Origin of the sequence: Corynebacterium sp. UMB9976, from assembly GCF_030212265.1 — a bacterium.
Classification (GTDB): Bacteria; Actinomycetota; Actinomycetes; order Mycobacteriales; family Mycobacteriaceae; genus Corynebacterium.
This window is the reverse complement of the sequence record NZ_JASODY010000007.1, coordinates 47745-63046: the sequence shown is the minus strand read 5'-3', so window position 1 is coordinate 63046 and position 15302 is coordinate 47745. Positions and strand designations below refer to the sequence as shown.

At 66.0% G+C, this 15302-nt stretch carries 13 protein-coding genes and 1 tRNA gene; 8 read left to right on the top strand and 6 right to left on the bottom strand.

Features of this window, described 5'->3' with window-relative positions; genetic code table 11:
• Positions 1-5 precede the first annotated feature (5 nt).
• Positions 6-869 (top strand): esterase/lipase family protein, encoded by an 864-nt coding sequence (locus tag QP140_RS05120; protein ID WP_284758548.1) that lies wholly within the window; start codon positions 6-8, stop codon positions 867-869.
• On the opposite strand, the gene QP140_RS05115 is transcribed toward QP140_RS05120, so the two are convergent.
• A complete protein-coding gene (locus QP140_RS05115; protein ID WP_284758547.1) occupies positions 808-2397 on the bottom strand; it encodes a sensor histidine kinase in 1590 nt (529 codons plus the stop codon). The two genes, QP140_RS05120 and QP140_RS05115, sit on opposite strands and share 62 nt — an antisense overlap.
• A gap of 14 nt (positions 2398-2411) precedes the next feature.
• The gene (locus QP140_RS05110) at positions 2412-3119 is read right to left on the bottom strand and encodes a response regulator transcription factor (RefSeq protein ID WP_070759720.1); all 708 of its coding nucleotides are present in this window, start codon (positions 3117-3119) and stop codon (positions 2412-2414) included.
• Between the two features lie 272 nt (positions 3120-3391).
• Between QP140_RS05110 and QP140_RS05105 the strand changes: the two genes are divergently transcribed.
• On the top strand, positions 3392-4198 hold the full coding sequence (locus tag QP140_RS05105) for a L,D-transpeptidase (protein WP_284758546.1): 807 nt from the start codon (positions 3392-3394) through the stop codon (positions 4196-4198).
• A 100-nt stretch (positions 4199-4298) separates the two neighbouring features.
• The gene (locus tag QP140_RS05100) at positions 4299-4829 is read left to right on the top strand and encodes a GNAT family N-acetyltransferase (protein WP_148812867.1); all 531 of its coding nucleotides are present in this window, start codon (positions 4299-4301) and stop codon (positions 4827-4829) included.
• A 29-nt stretch (positions 4830-4858) separates the two neighbouring features.
• Here the strand turns inward: QP140_RS05100 and QP140_RS05095 are convergent, their stop codons facing one another.
• The 3 genes from QP140_RS05095 to QP140_RS05085 all read right to left on the bottom strand — a co-directional run bounded on the left by QP140_RS05095 (position 4859) and on the right by QP140_RS05085 (position 8436).
• Positions 4859-6622 carry an alkaline phosphatase D family protein gene (locus QP140_RS05095; protein WP_284758545.1) on the bottom strand — a complete coding sequence of 588 codons (1764 nt, stop codon included), beginning with the start codon at positions 6620-6622 and terminating at the stop codon, positions 4859-4861.
• Positions 6622-7869 (bottom strand): acid phosphatase, encoded by a 1248-nt coding sequence (locus QP140_RS05090; protein ID WP_442875008.1) that lies wholly within the window; start codon positions 7867-7869, stop codon positions 6622-6624. Before QP140_RS05090 ends, QP140_RS05095 begins: the two co-directional genes overlap by 1 nt.
• Before the next feature lie 494 nt (positions 7870-8363).
• Positions 8364-8436: transfer RNA gene (locus tag QP140_RS05085), tRNA-Thr, on the bottom strand.
• 122 nt (positions 8437-8558) lie between these two features.
• Here QP140_RS05085 and thrE point away from each other — a divergent pair.
• From thrE to otsB, 5 genes are all read left to right on the top strand, one after another.
• Positions 8559-10271, top strand: coding sequence for a threonine/serine exporter ThrE (thrE, locus tag QP140_RS05080; protein WP_371441317.1), 1713 nt, complete (start codon positions 8559-8561; stop codon positions 10269-10271).
• 94 nt (positions 10272-10365) lie between these two features.
• Positions 10366-10749, top strand: a complete 384-nt coding sequence (locus QP140_RS05075; RefSeq protein ID WP_284758571.1) for a hypothetical protein — start codon at positions 10366-10368, stop codon at positions 10747-10749.
• Positions 10750-10803: 54 nt separating this feature from the next.
• A complete protein-coding gene (locus tag QP140_RS05070) occupies positions 10804-12372 on the top strand; it encodes an alpha,alpha-trehalose-phosphate synthase (UDP-forming) (RefSeq protein ID WP_284758543.1) in 1569 nt (522 codons plus the stop codon).
• The gene (locus QP140_RS05065; protein WP_284758542.1) at positions 12372-12884 is read left to right on the top strand and encodes a hypothetical protein; all 513 of its coding nucleotides are present in this window, start codon (positions 12372-12374) and stop codon (positions 12882-12884) included. Before QP140_RS05070 ends, QP140_RS05065 begins: the two co-directional genes overlap by 1 nt.
• Before the next feature lie 60 nt (positions 12885-12944).
• On the top strand, positions 12945-13949 hold the full coding sequence (gene otsB / locus QP140_RS05060; protein ID WP_284758541.1) for a trehalose-phosphatase: 1005 nt from the start codon (positions 12945-12947) through the stop codon (positions 13947-13949).
• A 126-nt stretch (positions 13950-14075) separates the two neighbouring features.
• On the opposite strand, the gene QP140_RS05055 is transcribed toward otsB, so the two are convergent.
• Positions 14076-15206, bottom strand: coding sequence for a LacI family DNA-binding transcriptional regulator (locus QP140_RS05055; protein ID WP_070759702.1), 1131 nt, complete (start codon positions 15204-15206; stop codon positions 14076-14078).
• Between the last annotated feature and the right edge of the window lie 96 nt (positions 15207-15302).

Below are 15302 nucleotides of genomic sequence, written 5' to 3'. Positions count from 1 at the left end.
ACGATATGTCCCCATCTACGCCCCGGAACCCAGGCCGCAGCCCCATCCTGCACTCCGGTCTGGGCCAGGAGGCTACCCCGCGGCGCTCGCTGCTGGCTCACATCCCGGATCTGGGCGAATGGAATGAATCCCCCACCCACCGGGTGCTGCCCTCCGAGCCGCGCCCCATCGTGGTGGTGCACGGCACCGTGGGTGGTCGCGGGAACTTCGCGCGCATGGTGCCCTACCTGCGCAGCACCTTCGACGGGCGGGACCGGCGAGTGTTCTCCGTCAGCTATGGGGACAACGGAACCACGCCGTTGGCGCAATCCATCGCCCAAACCCGAGCGCAGATCGCCGCGCTCCAGGAAGCCACCGGCGCGGAGTCCTTCGACCTGGTTGCCCACTCCCAGGGCGGGTTGATCTCCTTGGCCGTGGCGAGCCGCCCCGGCGGGGAGGCAGTCAACCACATCGTGGGCCTGGGCGCGGACTTCCGGGGCGTGCACATGCCCTGGTCCGGGACCGCGCGGGAGACCCTGGTCAACCGGGTGATCAGCACCGTCATGGCTCCTGCCTTCGCGGAGCAGGTTGTGGGCTCCCCCGCGCTGGCCGATGCACTGGCGCCCGCCGGGGAGTGCACCGTGCCGATCACACAGATCGCCTCCGATTACGACCGCCTGGTCCCCCTCAACGCGGCCTTCGCCCTCGGCGACGCCGAACCGACCGGCGGTATCCCGCAGCATCCGGGCCCGTTGCGGCTAGTGCGGGTGCAGGACTTCTACCCGCAGCTGCAAGTGGCGCACAATATGCTGCCCCGCAACCAGAAGGTCAGTCTTCTGGTGAAATTTGCGCTGGAGAATCCTCCGGCGCCACGGGCAGCTGCACCCTGAACGTGGTGCCCTCCCCCACCGTGGAGTCCACGGTGATCGCCCCGCCGTGTGCCTTGACCAGGGACTGCACGATGGATAGGCCCAGCCCGGAACCGCCCGAAGCGCGGGAGCGGGAGCCGTCCGGACGGTAGAAACGCTCGAAGAGATGCGGCAGGGCGTCGGCAGGGATGCCCTCGCCATCGTCCTGGACGTCGATGGTGACCAGTCCTGGGCTCGTCTTGAGCAGGCTGATCTTCACGCTGGCGTCCTCACCCGCGTGCTTCAGCGCGTTCGTGAGGAGGTTGCTGATCACCTGGTGCAGGCGGTTGGCGTCGCCCATCACGACCGGGATGGAGCCGTAGTGATTCTCGATGCCGATGCTGCGCCCCGGGAAGCCCGCCCGGGCACCGTCGGCGGCACGCAGCGCCAGCTCCAGCACATCCACCCGCTGGTTCTGCAGCGGGCGGCCCTCATCCATGCGGACCAGGGCCAACAGGTCCTCCACCAGCAGCCCCATCCGCTCGGCCTCGTCGGAGATTCGGCCGATGACCATGTCCGCATCGTCGGTGGCCCCGGAGCGGTAGAGCTCCGCATACCCCCGCACGGAAGTCAGCGGGGTGCGCAGCTCGTGGGAGGCATCCCCGATGAAGCGGCGCATCGTGGCCTCGGACTTGCGGGCCTGGCGCTCGGAGGCACCCACCGCGAGGAACGCACCCTGGATCTGTGCGAGCATCCGGTTGAAGGCCTGCGCCAGGCGACCGACCTCGGTATCCGGCTCCCAATTCGGGACGCGCTGGTCCAGGTGCCCCTGGGAAATCAGGGAGGCGGTCTCCTCCACCTGGTTCAGCGGGCGCAGCGCGCGGCGCACCAGGTACTGGGAGACGATCATGATGGAGGCCACCACCAGGAAACCGATGATGATCTGCAGGTACACCAGCCTGCGGATGGTGTGTTCCTCGCCCTCCAGGGGCAGGGCGACGATGGTGACGGTGCCGTCCTGGTTCTCGACGGAGGCCGCACGCCACGGGGCGTGGGACGCGCTCCCCGCGCGGGCGGGCACCGTCACGGGCTCCCTCGGCTGCTCCAATCCCCGCAGCTCCGGGGCGGAATCGAAGACCGAGTTCAGTGGTTCGATGGAGATCTCCCCGTCCACCACGCGGACGAAGAAATCCGTGGGCGGCCGGTTGGGCTGCGGGGTGCTGCTACCGGGTCTGTCCTGGTAGGAGCGTTCGTCGTCGGTGGTCCGGTAGGCCCAGCCGTTGATCGCACTATTGAGCTGGTCATCCACGCGCGAGACCATGAAGTGCTGCAGCGTGGAGGTCGTCACCGCGCCGGAAAAAGACAGGCCGAGTGCGGCGAGGAACGTCATCACGACGACGAGGCTGACACGCAGCGGGAAGTTCGACAGAAAGCGCCCGGGACGCTGGAACTCACCGTGCTCGCCGTCCACCGGCCAGTCAGCGGTGCCGGCATCGTCCGCGCCAGGGGAACCAGCGGAGTTCGCTGTCCCGGTGGCGGGGACGTCCGAATTCTCAGGGAGGGAAGCCATCGACCAGGCAAAACCTAGGAGCGCGGCTTACGCAGCACGTAACCCACGCCGCGGACGGTGTGGATCAGGCGGGGTTCCTTCGTGTCGATCTTCCGGCGCAGGTAGGAGACGTAGGACTCGACGACGTTGCCGTCCCCGCCGAAGTCGTAATTCCACACGTGGTCCAGGATCTTGGACTTGGAGAGGACGACCTCTGCGTTGACCATCAGGTAGCGCAGCAGCTGGAACTCCGTCGGGGACAGGTCCACGACCTCCCCGGCCTTGGTGACCTCGTGCATGTCGTCGTCCAGGGTGATGTCCTCGTAGGTGATGAGGCTGGATTCCTCGGAGTCGTCCTTGGCCACGCGGCGCAGGATCACACGCAGTCGGGTGATGACCTCCTCCAGGGAGAAGGGCTTGGTGACGTAGTCGTCCGCGCCGATGGTCAGGCCGTGGATGCGATCCTCCACGCCATCCTTGGCGGTGAGGAACAGGGCCGGGGCGTCGTGGCCGGCCTCGCGGAGCTTGTTGAGCAGGGTGAAGCCATCCATGCCTGGCATCATGACGTCCAGAATGAAGGCGTCGGGGCGGTAGGTTTCCGCGATCTCCAGCGCGGTCTGCCCGTTGTCAGCAGTCTCCACGTCGAAGCCCTGGAACTTCAGGCTGACCTTGATCAGGTCGGAGATGTTGTCCTCATCGTCGACGACGAGAACCTTAACGGGCTGCGTGTTTGGGGTAGTCATGGCTCTATCTTCACCGATCTGCTTCCACCGAGACTGGGAGCTTGCTGAATGCTTGCTGTACATATTTTAGCGCTTGTCCGCTGGAGAATATTCCCGTCGCGGGCGGTGTGGGGTCCGGCAGCACTGAGACGCGATAGCGGCGGATCCCGGGGGACCTGGCTCGCCCCACGCCGCCCCACGGGCAGCGTTGCCAGTTGAACGCAGCATTAACAGGAGGCTCAACCGGCGCGTTCAGCTTTCTCTCACGTACAAATGGGTTTATTCTGAAGCGCATGACTCGTTACATCGGCAAGCACCGCAAGGTGTCCAACACCTCCAAGAAGCAGTTCGCTGGCGCTGCTACCCTCGCGCTCGGCGCCTCCACCCTCGGCGTTGGGGCATCCGTCGCCACCGCCTCTGAGGCCAGCGCTGCCCCGCAGCTCGGCTCCTCCGTGGCCGGGTCTTCCCTGCCGCCGCAGATCGCTCAGCTGCAGGCTGACTTCGACGCCCAGCTGCGCCAGGCACAGGCCAATGGCGTGACCGCCCTGTTGAACGCCCGCGACGCGCTCGTGGCCCAGGCCAAGAACCTGCCGCCGCAGTTCCGCACCCCGGTTGTTCAGGGCATCGATAACTTCGTCAACGCTGTCGCACCGGGCGCCCTGCAGCAGCGCGAGGCTGCTCGCGCGCCGAAGCCGGCCCCGAAGCCAGCACCAAAGAAGCAGGCCCCGAAGAAGCAGGCCCGCCCGGCCTCCAACCCGTGCCCGGCTTCCGCGCACGCATGCGTTGATATCAAGGCCCAGCGCGCCTGGCTGCAGAGGGGCGGCAACCGCTCCTACGGCCCGGTCGTCGTCTCCACCGGCCGCCCAGGCCAGGAGACCCCGCGCGGCATGTTCACCGTGACACGCAAGGTCAAGGACGAGATCAGCTACGAGTTCGGCAATGCACCAATGCCGTACGCCGTCTACTTCACGAACAACGGTCACGCCTTCCACCAGGGCACGACCAACGTGCAGTCCGCCGGCTGCGTGCGCATGGATCGCAAGTCCGCCCAGACCTTCTTCAACTACCTGCAGCCGGGTGACAAGGTCTACATCTACTAATCCCCGACCTGCTGAAAGCTCCTTAGATTTTGGAGCCCACCGGCGCCGAGCACGGATCCTCGATCCCGCGGTTCGGCGCCGGTGTTCTATATTTGGGGGCATGAGCGAGGATATTCAGGCAGAGTCAGCAGCCGAGCGCCCGAACACGGACGCGGTCGCATTTCGTGTCGCGACCGAGGGCGACCGCGGATTCATCACGGAAATGTTCCGCGAAACCGATACCTGGGGTGACCCTGGGAAAGACCTCTCCGAGCACTTCCAGGATGACCTGGTCCGCTACGTAGACATGTGGACCGCGGAGCAGGGCGGAATCATCGCCGAGTACGAAGGCGCGCCCGCGGGCGCTGCATGGCTGCGTAACTTCACCGAATCCGAGCCCGGCGCGGGCTATATCTCCGATGACATCCCGGAGCTGGCCATCGCACTCCGCCCGACGATGACCGGCCTTGGGCTCGGCCGCAAGCTACTGGGTACAACCCTGGACCACGCCCGTGCGAAGGGCTACCACTCCGTCAGCCTGGCGGTGGACTTCGGCAATGACCGCGCCCGCCGCATGTACTCCAAGTTCGGATTCATCGACCACGGCGTGGCACCCCACGAGGAGTGCTACGTCATGGTCTACCGCTTCTAGCAAGCGCCCCTTCCCCGCTCCCGGTCGGACTAATAAACCCGCTGGGCGCGATTGAGGCCCGCGCCAACGCTACGGGCACCAGGGGAGCCCACCTCGGCCCGGAAGCTATTGCCCAGGCGGAACGGGGTGTCCTTGGCCAGCACGTGGTCCACGTAGTGCCAGTCGCACTGCGTGGCCTTCTGCCCCACCTCCACGGCCATGTAGCCGTGATCGGTGAAGTTGATCCACTTGAACCAACGGTTCACCCCGGAGAGCAGGTTCTCGCCGGTGTACAGCAGCTGCCGAGTGGCGGCGTCGAAGGCGCGGCTGACCGCCAAAGAATCGAAGGCGCTCTTCGCGGTCACCGACGGGGTCACGAACTCAGTGGCCACCGCCTTCGTGTTCTGGCCTGTGCGGTAGCCGAAAATATCCCGCGGAATATCGTTCGCCCAGGAACTGTGGATATCCCCGGTCAGGAAGACCACGTTCTTATCCGGCAGCCCGGCGATCATGTCGATGATCTTCTGCCGCTCCACCATGTAGCCATCCCACTGGTCGGGGTTCAGCGGGATGCCCTGCTCCGGCAGGCCGATCTTCTCCACCAGCCAGTCGTGCAGCTTCGGGTCCAGGGTCGCCGGCAGGGTCATCGGCGCGAACATCACCTCGTTGGCGATGACCTGCCACTTCGCGGTGGAGGACTTGATGGCGTTGCTGAACCACTCGAACTGGCTGCGCCCCATCATGGTGCGGCCCTCCCGACCGGCGGCGCGAATGAAGTCCGGGTCGGAGTCCAGCAGGTGGTCACCGGATTGGATCAGCTGCGCATCGCGGTAGGAGCGCAGGTCCGGGATGATGATCTCCATCAATGGGCCGTACTGCAGGGTGCGGTAGAGGTGCTGGGCGCGCGCTTCGGGGCGCACCCGCACGGGCATCCACTCGAAGTACGCGCGGGAGGCGGCTGCCTTTAGCGCCGGGTAGTCGTCCCCCTTCTTGAAGCTCTCCCCGGTCGCACCCTCGCGCCAGTTATTGTCTGCGAACTCGTGATCGTCCCACACGCAGACCATCGGCTTGGCTGCATGCAGGTCGGCGAGGTCGGCGTCCTTGCGGTAGCAACCCTGGCGGATGCGGAAATCCGCGAGTGTCTGGGTGACGTGCGCGGGCTCCACGGTGCGGGGCTGCTGGCCGTACACGCCGGTGTAGCCGCCCGTCTCGTATTCATAGGTGTAGTCCCCCAGGTGCAGGACGAATTCCAGGTCATCGCGCTCGGCCATGTCCCGGTAGCTGCGGAAGAAGCCGGCCTCGTAGTTCGAGCAGCTGCACACGCCGAAGCGGATCGCGCTGACATCGTCGCCGGATCCGGGGGCGGTGCGGGTGCGCCCCACCCGGGAGGTCGCCTTCCGCTCCCCCAGGTCGGCCGTGAAACGATAAAAATACGTGGTGGCGGATCCTAGGCCGGTGGCGTCGACCTTGACGGTGTGATCGAACTCGGCGCTGGCGGTGACCTTCCCGGATGCGGCGACGTCCTGAAATTCCGGGTCGGTGGCGACCTCCCACGTCACGGGGACGTCCGGCCCCTTCCCCGAGCCGGGCTGTGCGTCCTTCGTTGGGGTCACGCGGGTCCAGATGATGACGGCGCTGGCGGTCGGATCCCCGGAGGCGACGGAGTGGGCGAAGACCTCGGGGTCCCAGTTCTCCGCACCCAACACGGTGCGGGCGGGGGCTGCCTGGGCGGCAGGCAGCAGGCTCCCCGCGGCGGCCACCCCACCGGTGGCGGCCATTCCCTGCAGGACGCGGCGGCGAGCAAGCGTTGCCATTAGCCAGCCACCTCCACGGAGCCGTCGTCGGCGATGGTGACCTGGGCGGTGAGCGCCTTGGCCAGGTTGAGTCGCTGCCAGGAGCCCTCCGGGCCCTGCTTATCCAGCGGGTACCCGGCCGGGCCGGCGGTCTGGCGGAGGATCTCGGCGCGCTGGGTGTGGGAGAGGTTCGGGTATTTGCCCAGCAGCAGGGCGGGCGCGGCCTGCGGGACCACCATTGGGGCGGACTCGGAGTAGACCGGGGTGAAGCCGTAATTCATCAGCTCGGTGTAGCGATCCACGGATTCTGGGTTATAGCCCTTACCGGCCTCGGCCTGCTTCTGTGCGCAGTTGGCGAGGGTGTCGCCGCAGCGCCACTCGAGCTCAGCGCGGATCTCCTGGGCGGCAGCATTCAGGTTGGCGCGCATGCGCGGGTCGTTCAGTCGATCCGCGGCGGCAGCGGTGCCGACCATGCGACCACCAATAACGTCCAGCGGGTAGTGCACGCCCAAGACCACGCGGGAGTAGCCACCCTCGGCTCCGCGTGCGAGCAGCTCTGGAGCGAACTCGGGGAGCATATAGGACAGCAGCGTGGTGGTCCAGGTGGACTGATTCGTGTGCCCGGAGGGGAAGGACTTCGAGGTGCTGTAGAAGTCCTTGCCCGGCAGGTTGTGCTTTGTGATCCTCTCCGGTGCGGCGACGAACGGGCGCTCGTTGTTGTAGTAGGTCTTCTCAATGAAGGTGGAGGAAGCTACTCCCCCGGCGCGTGCGGTGGCACCGCCGAAAAGCATCTGGGTCTTGGGAAGACGATGCTCCTTCAGCGCCTGGCGGAAGTGCTCGCCGAGCTCCTCGCCGAAGGCGTCGGCGAAGATGCGGAGCACACCTTCCTTGGAGGTCGCGGCGTCCTCTTGGGCCTGGGCAATCCGGGCGGTGGGGGCGTTGTTGTTGATCTCGGCGACCTGGTCAAGGTTGGATTTCATGACGTCCGGGCGCTTGGCCCGCAGGTCATTGAAGCCGTCGATGAGGGTGACGTAGTTGCCATAAGGGTGGGAGCTGAGGTCCGACAGGTACCAGCCATACTCGGAGGCCGGGAAGGCCTGCGGCTGCGGGGCGCCGTTGTGGGGGACGGGGTCGTAGGAGCCGGGGAGCTGGACGGATCCGGTGGCGGAGCTTTCCGGCAGCAGGTTGCCTCGAGGTGCGGTACCGGCCTGGGAGGAACCGGCCGGAGCGGCGAGCGCTGCGGTGGTGGCTGCCGGGCTCGCGGCGATGCCGCCGACGAGGGCGGCGGCGAGGGCTGTTGCAGCCGCGCGGGCGGCGATCTTATTCGAGCGCGACAGGCGAATTGCGGTCAATTGAGGCATGAAAAAGCTTTCACATTACGCGTGGGGTGAATTATTACTTCTGGCGAGAAAGCCGCGCCGAAGAAATACTTAACGTCTTTCAGCGGCACGAACACACAGCAGAAGAATAGCTTCGAAACAGCCTTGTGCCAGCGCGGATATGAATTTCCCCCATTTGGGTCTAATTAGAGAAACGCTTCTCCAACCCCAGTTATATCGCGAGTTAATAGAGGGCAAAACTGGAGTTAATTTTTATTTCGCCTGAAAAGTAATTATTCCAAAACTCTCTCTTTCTCCCCATTTATTAAATGCCCCAAACCACTAAGAACTTATCCCCGCCACCCGCACGGCCTCCCGGGCGCACCCCGGAGCAAGAGTCAAGACATAAAGAAAAGGCCCCGGTTTCCCGGAGCCTTTCACAGAGCCGAAGACGAGACTCGAACTCGCAACCTACGCATTACAAGTGCGTTGCGCTGCCAATTGCGCCACTTCGGCACACCCAACGCCCCGTACGAGGCATGAGCGCTTAAAGAGTAGCAGCCCACCACGAGAGCCCACGAATTTCTAGACCCACCATCACCTCAAGTGCGGGAGGGGGCCTTGTGTACGGTGTGGTTGTGGCAAATTATCTAGCTCGGTTCGCCCGACGCGCCAGCGACATGCTCTTTACCGGCAATCGCGCGACCATCGACGGGATTCGGTTAGCGCCGCCGCCGACGCCGCTGGCCCCGGTGAACCTCACGGACCCGGAGGAAATCCACCGCGTACTGAACCTTGCTGCACGCATCGGGGACCAACTGCTGGCCGCCGGCACCGGCAATTCGGACGCGAAGGCGGAGATCAAGGCGATCGCCGCCGCGTATGGCCTGCACTACACTCACGTGGACATCACGCTGAACACCATCACCGTGTACGCCCACAACGACGAGTCCCGCAGCCCCGTGTCCGCCTTCCGAGTCGTGAAGACCCTCAGCACGAATTTCTCCCGCCTCACGGAGATCGACCGGCTGGTGCGTTCCATCATCGCCGGCGCCACCCCGCTGGATACCGCGGAGCAGATTCTCGCCCAGATCGAGCGCAGCCCCCTGCCGTTCCGCACCCGCTGGGCTTTGCTCTCCTGGGGTGGGTTTGCCTTCTCCATCGCCCTGCTGCTGGGCGGTGGCTACGCCGTCGCTTTCGTCGCGACGATCACGACCCTGTTCATCATGTTCTCGACGGCGTGGTTGGCGTCGAAGTCGCTGCCGGAGTTCTACCAGAACTTCCTGGGTGGCTTCATCGCGGTCTTGCCCGCCGCGGTTGTCACGCAGTTCGCGACGGAGCGTGGCTGGTATTTCCCACCCTCACTGGTGGTGGCGTCCTGTATCGTCGCGCAGCTGGCGGGGTTGACGCTGGTCCAAGCGCTCCAGGATGCGGTGACGGGGGCGCCGGTCACCGCTTCTGCCCGCTTCTTCGAGACGGTGCTGAACACGGGCGCGATCATCGCCGGCATCGGCGCGGCCCTGCAGTTCGTCCACATGGTCGGCATCGACATGACGCCCCTGGACGTGTCCACCACCTCAGGCGTACTCGGCGGGACGACGGTGCGCGTGCTCTCTGGCGCGGCGGCGACGGTCTTCTTCTGCCTGGCCTGCTTCACGGAGCGGCGCGCGACGGTGGTCGCCGCGGCGACCGCGTTGGTCGCCTCCATCGCGCACAATATCGTCCAGGTGCTGGCCGAGAGCTCCACGATGATGCCGGCGGCAGCCGCCGCGATTCTGGTGGGCATGACCGGTGGTCTACTTTCCCGCCGGTACATGGTGCCGCCGCAGATCACCGCGGCTGCGGGCATCACCCCCTTCCTGCCAGGCCTGGCGCTATACCGGGGGATGTCCTCGATCCTGCAGGACAAGCTGGTCATCGGTATGTCGAACCTGGCCTTGGCTGCGGCGACGGCGACGACGCTGGCTGCCGGCGTGGTTTTCGGCGAGTGGGTGGCCCGTCGCCTGCGTCGCCCGCGCATCCTGCACCGGGAGTACGGCCTGCGCCGCCCCCGCATCGCGGTGCGCGAGCGCCGGCCACGGCGCCGACACGGCAACCATGCGGCACACCCCCTGGACCAGCACCCGATGGACCGCTCGGTGCCGCGGATGAGCCGCAAGCGGGAGGGCACCCGGTCCCTGTGGAGCATCGACTCCCTGCTGCGCACGAGGCAGCGCCGCAAGCTCGCGAAGATCCGGGAGAACGAGAAGCAGGCACAACAGCAGCCGCAGGAGCAGGCCGACTCCCCGGCTCAGCAGGACCTCACCGGCGATGGTGCCTCAGCTGCGGGCTCCGAACACGGCCGGGACTGATTAGCGTAGAATAGGCCCGTTACCAGGCAACGAGTTTTTGATTCACCGTCAAAGCCCACCGCCAGTTCAAGAGTTTTCGTGAAAGAGGATGCCAGTGCCCCCAAAGGTCACAGACAATCGTCCAGCTAGCGCCGAGTCTCTGCACGCCGTACCGGTGGAAACCGCTCTCGCCGCCCAGCGGATCGTTGCCACCTATGCCGAGGACTTCCTGGACGGCGTGACCCTGATGAGCATGCTCGGCGTCGAGCCGGATGGCCTGATCCACCGCAAGGTCGTCGAGGAGATGGAGGCCAACGAGGCCGCCACGAAGAAGGCGAGCCGGAAGACCACGAAGAAGTCGGCAAAGAAGGCCGCCAAGAAGAGCACCAAGAAGGCTGCGAAAAAGGCGACCAAGAAGGCCACGAAGAAGGCTGCGAAGAAGAGCGCCAAGAAGGCCGCTAAGAAGGCGACGAAAAAGGCCACGAAGAAGGCCCAGTAGTCCGCGTACACTTGGTGCCATAATCGGCACCTAGGAAGCGCTTCAGGAGGCACGATGGCCACCGACGGTGGTTCGGATTTTCTTGTTATCGCCAACCGTCTGCCCGTCGACCGGATCGACGATAAGTGGGTCGCCTCCCCGGGCGGGCTCGTCACGGCGCTCAAGCCAGTGCTGCAGCACAATAACGGCGCGTGGATCGGCTGGCCGGGAACGACCAAGAAGGTCAAGTCCAAGGAAATGCCGTCGCGTAAGAAGACCGGCATCGACCTCATCCCGGTGAATCTCTCCGAGACGGATTACGAGGAGTTCTACGAGGGCTTCTCCAATGCGGGGCTGTGGCCGCTGTACCACGACCTGATTGTGCATCCGCGCTATAAGCGGTCCTGGTGGGCGAGCTACCACGCCGTCAACCGCCGTTTTGCGGATAAGGCGATCAAGGAGGCCGCGCCCGGCGCGACGGTGTGGGTGCAGGATTATCAGCTGCACCTGGTGCCCGGCATGATCCGCGCGGCGCGCCCGGACCTGAAGATTGGTTTCTTCCTCCACATCCCCTTCCCTGCCCCGGAGCTGTTCCGCCAGCTCCCGTGGCGCCGCGAGGTGCTGGCCGGCACGCTCGGCGCGGATCTCATCGGCTTCCAGACCCAGGACAGCGCCCGGAACTTCCTGCATACGCTCCGCGCACTGGATTTCGACGTTCATTACGACGACCCTACGGATGCCGAGTTCGTCAATGGTGCCCGACTTCCGGAGGAGAACTCCGTCATCGGTTGGTGCACCACGAATCCCACGGCGACCAGTGCTGCCGCAGCCGATGCGCAGGCCGAGGTCGATGGGAAGGCTCAGCAGGCCCGAGAGCATGTCACCCGCATCGGGGTGTTCCCGATCTCCCTGGACTCCGCCGCTGTCGAACGACAGGCACAGCAGCCGGAGACGCTGGCCAAGGCGCAGCACCTGAGCCAGCAGCTCGGCTCGCCGAAGGTGCTGATGGCCGGGGTGGATCGGCTGGATTATACGAAGGGCATCGTGCAGCGCCTGCTGGCTCTTGAGGAGCTGCTGGACTCCGGGGAGTTGAAGAAGCACGGTCTCAAGGCCAAGGACATCTCGATGGTGCAGGTGGCCACCCCCTCGCGGGAACGGCTGGAGGACTACCAGGCCACCCGCAAGGACGTGGAGCGCATCGTCTCCCGCATCAACGGCAAGCATGGCTCGATGGGCCGGCCGGTGGTCAGCTATGTGCACAATAACCAGTCCTTCAAGAAGCTGGTGGCGCTGTACCTGGCGGCGGATATCATGCTGGTCACCGCGCTGAAGGACGGGATGAACCTGGTGGCCAAGGAGTACGTAGCCTGCCACTCGGATGGCACGGGTGCCCTGGTGCTCTCGGAGTTCACGGGCGCAGCCACGCAGCTGACCAGCGCGTTCATGTGCAACCCTTACGATAAAACCCAGCTTTCGCAGACCATCCTCGCGGCGGCGACCTCCACGCCTTCGGATCGCCGGGCGCGGATGCGGAAGATGTGGGAGAACGTCCGCGAGTTCGACGTCGACCACTGGGCGGACAGCTTCCTGGCCGAACTGCGCGCGGACAACGCCGTCGTGTACCCGGGTGGGGAGGAACGTTGATGGAACTCAGAAACCTGCGTGGAGCTCAGCGGGGCCGAACCGTGGCCCGGGCGGGTGCCGCCATCCTCGCTGCCGCCGGCCTGCTGGGGCTTAGTGCCTGCGGCGAGTCCGAATCCCCGGTGGGTTGGACGCAGTGGCAGGTCACCCGCATCTACCAGGACCCGGAGACTCCGGCGGATCTGCCGGAGACCCAGGAGGGCCGCCTCTTCCTGGTCATTGGTGAGGACTCCCTGACCGGGGCGAGCGGCTGCCTGAATCTCAAGGCCGACGTGCAATGGCGGGAGAAGGAATCCCAGCTGGAGGTCGGTCAGCTGAGCGTCGAGGAAATCGGCGGCGAATCCCAGTGCGCACCGAGCGATGAGCGCAACGCTAAGCGCCTTCGCGACGTCCTGGAGAACCAGACACTGACCTACACGCGCGACGGTGGACGCTCGCTGCGGCTGCAGCAATTCCACCCAGACGCCCCGGAGTGGGAGACCCCGAAGTCGCTGAGCATGGTCTCCCGCGCCTAAGCGGCGCCCCCAGGGGCCGCCACGGGCCCCCGAGAAGAGAACACTTTAAGGAGCTCGCCAATGCCCGCCACCCCGATCCCAGGCCCGCAGAATCCCAACTCACCGCGCCCCAAGGAACAGGATCCCAACACGCTGGATTCCGACGATCTGGGCCCCGACACGCTGGGTTCCGACACTCTGGGCCCCGACACGCTGGGTTCCGACACTCTGGGCCCCGACACGCTGGGCGCACAGGACCTCTCCTACCTCGCGGCGGCAGAGAAGCTGCTGCTCGCGGTGGACTTCGACGGCACGCTGGCGGAGTTCTCGGACTCCCCCACCGACGTGCGCGCGGTCCCCGGCGCGCTGGAGGCACTGCACGAGCTCGCCGGGCTCCCGGGGGTGACGGTGCTCATCATCTCCGGCCGCCAGCTGCGCGAACTCTCCGCGGTCACCGGCCTACCGGTACTCGAAAGCCCGGGCCCGGACGATATCCGCCTGGTCGGCTCCCACGGCGCGGAGGACTCACTCTCGGGTGGCACCGACACCTCGAGCGAGGACGCCGCCGGCAGCACCGCGGACGCTGCCGCGAACTCCGCTTCCTCGGCTCAGGCGCAGGTGTTGCAGAAGCTGGGCAGCCACGCCGAACAGATCGCGGCAGCCAACCCCGGCATGTGGGTGGAGTACAAGCCGTACTCGGTGGGCCTGCACACCCGGCAGGCCACCAGCCCCGAGGCCGCGGAGCAGGCAAATCACCGCTTGGCGGAGTTCGCGGCCACCTGCAGCAACCCGGCGGTTCCGGTGCAGGTCACCTGGGGTCGCGACATCCTGGAACTCAGCGTCGCCACCGCAACAAAGGGCAGCTACGTGGTGGGCCTGCGCACCCAGCTGCCGGAGCACGTGGTCTTCTTCCTAGGCGACGACGTCACGGACGAAACCGTCCTTGCCACCCTCACCCAGCCACGCCCGGACGTCGGCGTCCACGTGGGCGGCCGGCTCGCAGACACCACCGCGGCGACCCGTAGCCTGGGCAGCCCCTTCGACGTTCGAGACGCACTCCAGCAGCTCGCGGAGCTGCGTCATTAGTGCCCGCGGTGCAGTCGCCCGCGGAGCTGGATCCTTTGAGCCCGCGGTGCAGTCGCCCGCGGAGCTGGGTGGTTAGTGCCCGCGGTGCAGTCGCCCGCGGAGCTGGGTGGTTAGTGCCCGCTTTCCCTAAGCCCGCGGGGCGGCGATAGAAGTTCCGTCCAGCACCGTGGTCTCCAGGTAGACCGCCGGCGGGTTCTCCGACTGCGCCCGCGATGGCGCGGACTTCCGGTTCTTCGCCGCCTTCCGGCGCTCGCTGATCTCCTCCGCGAGCTGCTCCCCGCTCAGCCGCCCCTTGGTGCGGGAGGGCTGGCGCACCGTGACCAGACCTGCGGCCTCGGCCTGCGGGATGCCGTCGAAACCGGTCACCGAGAGATCGCCGGGCACGTCGATGCCCGCCGATTCGGCGTAGCGCAGCAGACCGAGCGCCATCGAGTCGGTCGTACACACCACGGCGGTGAGATCCGGGTTATTCTCCAACAGTTCGCGGGCCGCGTCCTCGGTAGTTCCAGCGTCGTTAATGTGGCGCTCCACGAGGGGCACGCTGGCGGTGTCGATGCCCGCCTCGGCGAGAATCTCCAGCGCGCCGGTCACACGATCCCGCTGCACGTTCATGCGCGCCCCGGCAAGCCGCTCCTGGCTGACGGGCCCGTTGTTGGGTTCCCGATCCAGCCGGATGCACAGGATGCCGATCTTCCGGTGACCTGCGTCGACGAGACGACGGACGACCGGTTTGATGGCCTCGCGGTCGTCGATACCGACGAAGCGAACCCCCTCCCGGCCGGCGGGCTGGTCACAGATGACGACGGGACGTCCCCGGCTGATGGCGGCCTCCAGGTAGGGATCCTCGTCGGCGACAGAGTAGACGATGAAACCGTCGACGGCGGCCTGGTTGACCAGGGCGGTGGCGTCCTTCCCATCAGACTGCACCCCGGCGGGGATGAGCAGCATGGACACACCCATCTCGCCGCAGGCCTGCGAGACGCCAGACATGAATTCAACAGAGGCCTGGTCATCGAAGGCGTAGGTCAGTTCCTCGGTCAGGAGAACGCCGACGGCCCCCGCCCGCTGGATGCGCAGGGAGCGCGCGATGGGGTCGGGCCCCGGGTAGCCCATCTTCTCCGCGGTCTGCAGGATCTTGGTGCGCAGCTCCTCGGAGAGTTGACCGGGCCGGTTATAGGCATTGGAGACGGTGGTTCGGGATACGCCCAACTCGGCGGCGATGGAGGCGAGGGTGCCTCGGCGGGCGGGTTGATTCATGCCTCTTACCGTAGGCGGTTGGCCAAAAAATTGCTGGGCGGAGGGGTGCTGCACTACATTGCTTATTGCAACCAGTTCCCATTACCAACAACCGTG

Bases quoted from the DNA above. Each gene is read 5' to 3' on its own strand.
- otsB (WP_284758541.1), top strand. From the start codon at position 12,945: ATGCCCGCCACCCCGATCCCAGGCCCGCAGAATCCCAACTCACCGCGC.
- QP140_RS05100 (WP_148812867.1), top strand. From the start codon at position 4,299: ATGAGCGAGGATATTCAGGCAGAGTCAGCAGCCGAGCGCCCGAACACG.
- QP140_RS05110 (WP_070759720.1), bottom strand. From the start codon at position 3,119: ATGACTACCCCAAACACGCAGCCCGTTAAGGTTCTCGTCGTCGACGAT.
- QP140_RS05065 (WP_284758542.1), top strand. From the start codon at position 12,372: ATGGAACTCAGAAACCTGCGTGGAGCTCAGCGGGGCCGAACCGTGGCC.
- QP140_RS05115 (WP_284758547.1), bottom strand. From the start codon at position 2,397: ATGGCTTCCCTCCCTGAGAATTCGGACGTCCCCGCCACCGGGACAGCG.
- QP140_RS05120 (WP_284758548.1), top strand. From the start codon at position 6: ATGTCCCCATCTACGCCCCGGAACCCAGGCCGCAGCCCCATCCTGCAC.
- QP140_RS05055 (WP_070759702.1), bottom strand. From the start codon at position 15,206: ATGAATCAACCCGCCCGCCGAGGCACCCTCGCCTCCATCGCCGCCGAG.
- QP140_RS05070 (WP_284758543.1), top strand. From the start codon at position 10,804: ATGGCCACCGACGGTGGTTCGGATTTTCTTGTTATCGCCAACCGTCTG.
- QP140_RS05105 (WP_284758546.1), top strand. From the start codon at position 3,392: ATGACTCGTTACATCGGCAAGCACCGCAAGGTGTCCAACACCTCCAAG.
- QP140_RS05095 (WP_284758545.1), bottom strand. From the start codon at position 6,622: ATGGCAACGCTTGCTCGCCGCCGCGTCCTGCAGGGAATGGCCGCCACC.